The following is a 654-nucleotide window of genomic DNA, read 5'->3' on the forward strand; positions in this document are numbered from 1 at the left end:
GCTACCGTGTTAGACGGCCATACTCTTGCAGCCAAAGGACAAGCAGCGCGTGCTTTGAGTATTTCTGCCATTGCGTCTTTTGTCGGTGGCCTCATCAGTACCATTATTTTGATCGCAATAGCCCCAATGCTGGCTAACTTTGCATTGCGTTTTAATGCCCCTGAGTACTTCGCTTTGGCGCTCTTTGGGCTCACCATTATTGCTAGCGTCTCTTCTCAAAACATATTAAAAGGTCTGTTGGCAGGCACCATTGGCTTACTTGTTTCTACCGTGGGCTTAGACCCAATCAGCAGCGTTCCTAGATTTACCTTTGGAGTGATGGATCTGTACAGCGGTATCAATGTCATTCCTGTTCTGATTGGTTTATTCGCCCTCTCTGAAGCGATCAATCAGATTGAAAAAATCATCAAAGAAAAGCGAGCCAAAGTACCAAAATTTAGCCATAAGCTACTAAGTAAAAAAGACCTAAAAGAGATGATGCCAACCGCGGTTAAAAGTGGCCTACTGGGTACTTCTATTGGTTCGGTTCCTGGAGCCGGTGCTGATATCTCAGCTTTCATTTGCTACAACGAAGCAAAACGAGTGTCAAAAAAACCGGAAGAGTTTGGTAACGGTTCGGTGCAAGGATTAGCCGCAGCAGAGGCCGGCAACAAT

At 45.7% G+C, this 654-nt stretch carries 1 protein-coding gene; it reads left to right on the forward strand.

The features are described from left to right. A partial coding sequence (locus ACP45E_RS21575; protein WP_141707482.1) for a tripartite tricarboxylate transporter permease occupies positions 1-654 on the forward strand: 654 nt, incomplete at both ends.

It is taken from the genome of Vibrio genomosp. F10 str. 9ZD137, assembly GCF_049974785.1.
Classification (GTDB): domain Bacteria; phylum Pseudomonadota; class Gammaproteobacteria; order Enterobacterales; family Vibrionaceae; genus Vibrio.